General features: G+C 78.4%; 1 protein-coding gene and 1 pseudogene. One reads left to right on the top strand and one right to left on the bottom strand.

Annotated elements, in window-relative coordinates:
- Positions 1-719: pseudogene (locus N866_RS21680) on the top strand (hypothetical protein); the annotation flags it as partial.
- Positions 720-741: 22 nt separating this feature from the next.
- Here the strand turns inward: N866_RS21680 and N866_RS18350 are convergent.
- Positions 742-2018 (bottom strand): family 20 glycosylhydrolase (locus N866_RS18350; RefSeq protein WP_052023253.1); only part of this gene is annotated, 1277 nt, incomplete at its 5' end.

Below are 2018 nucleotides of genomic sequence, written 5' to 3'. Positions count from 1 at the left end.
TCGTGGCGGGCGCCGTCGCGCGGCGGGGTCTGCGGTCGTGGACGACCGACCCCCGGTACACCAGCGCCCTCGTGGGCGCCGTCGCGCTGCCGGTCCTCATCGTCCTGCTGGCCGCGACGGTCGTCGACGCCCCGGCGGCGGTGGCCCTGAGCATGGCGCCGCTCATGGCCGGGACCATCGCGTGGGGGCGGCACAACGACACGGCGTTCGACGGCTCCGCGCTGTGGCTGCACGTGGTGTCCCACGTCCCCGGCTGGGCGGACCGGGCGGGGCGCGCGGCCGCCACGCTGGTGTGGGCGGCGCCCGTCCTCGTCGTGGTGGCCGTGGCCGGGGCCGTCGTCGCCGGGCGGACCGACCTGGCACCGGCCGCCGTCGGCGCCGCGCTCGGCGTCCTCGGCGCGGGCCTGGCCGTCTCGGCGGTCTCCAGCGCGGCCCTCGTCTACCCGGTGCCGCCGCCCGGGGCGAGCCCGTACGCCGCGCAGGCCGGCTCCCTCGGCGCGAGCCTCGTCGCCCAGCTCGTCACCTCGGTCGCCACGGCCGTCGTCTGCCTGCCCGTGACGGCGCTGTACCTCGCCGCGCTGTGGTGGCGCCCGGGCCTGTCATGGGTGGTGCTGGCGGCCGGCGTGCTCGGAGGGGCCGGGGTGCTGGCGGGCGGCGTCGTCGTCGGCGGGCAGGTCTACGACGCGCGGGCGGTCCGCCTCCTCGCCCGCCTGGACTGACCTGTCGGCTCCGGGCTCACCATCACCACGGCACGCCCGGGGTCCGGGTCCACCGCAGCCCGGCGGCGTCCCAGGTGCGGGCGAACGCCGCGAGCCGGCGGGTGAGCCCGAGGGGGTCCTCGGTGGCGGTCCCGCCCACGTCGCGCCGGGAGCCCTGGGCGGTCCACGCGACCTCGGCGACGGCGGCGAGCCGCGGCAGCAGCAGGCTCGTGAGGTCCGCGAGCGACCGCGTCGTCTCCGACCAGATCGCCGCCTCCACGCCGACCACGTGCTGCGGGTCGAGCCCCGGCACGAGCGTCACGGGGTCCCACTCGTACGCCCGCGGCAGCGGGATGTGCCCGGCCCACTCCAGGCCGAGCTCGGTCGCGGCGTCGTACTTCATGTCCAGGTAGACGCGGCTGCCGGGGGACAGGAGCACGCGGGCCCCGCGGGTGGCGGCCGCGATGAGGTGGCCCGGGTCCTCCCGCTCGTCCCACAGCTGGACGACGCTGCCCGGTGCGAGCGGGGCCGTCGCGACCTCCTGCCAGCCGACGACGGCGCGCCCCGTGGCCTCGACCGCGTCCGCCGCGGCGCGGACCAGCCGGACGTACTCCTCGCGGTCCATCGTGAGGACCTCGTCGCCGCCGAGGTGCAGGTGCGTGCCCGGGGTGAGGCGCGCGAGGTCCGCGAAGACGTCGCGCAGGAACGGCTCGGTGGCGGGCAGGTCCGCGGTGAGGCGGCTGAAGCCCACGTCGATGCCGGTGTACGCCGGGGGCGCCACGCCGTCGGGGGTCAGCTCGGGCAGCGCGTGCAGGGCCGCGTTGACGTGCCCGGGGACGTCGACCTCGGGGACCAGGGCGATCCCTCGGGCACCGGCCGCCTCGACGATCCGGGACCAGGCGGCCCCGTCGTACCAGCCGCCCGTGTCCCCGCCCACGGCCGTCCCGCCGGAGCGCGCGGCGAGCTCCGGCCGCGACGGCAGGTCCAGGCGCCACCCCTGGTCGTCGGTGAGGTGCAGGTGCAGCACGTTGAGCCGCAGGTCGGCCAGGACGTCGAGCAGGACGAGGACGTCGTCGGCCGGCAGGGGGTGCCGCGCGACGTCGACGCTGAGGCCCCGCCACGGGTAGCGGGGCGCGTCGACGACCGTGACGCCCGGGACGGCGTCCACGCCGGTGGCCAGCAGGCCGAGGACCGTCAGGCCGTGGCGCAGGCCGGCCGGGCCCACCGCGCGGACGACGACGCCGTCGCCGCTCACCTGCAGCCGGTAGGCCTCCGCGAGGCGCTCGCGGTGGAGCGCCGCGGCCTGCCCCGCGTCGTCGG

Source organism: Actinotalea ferrariae CF5-4 (assembly GCF_000603945.1).
Taxonomy (GTDB): Bacteria; Actinomycetota; Actinomycetes; order Actinomycetales; family Cellulomonadaceae; genus Actinotalea; species Actinotalea ferrariae.
The sequence above is the reverse complement of the archived record's forward strand: the minus strand, read 5'-3'. Positions and strand labels throughout refer to the sequence as shown.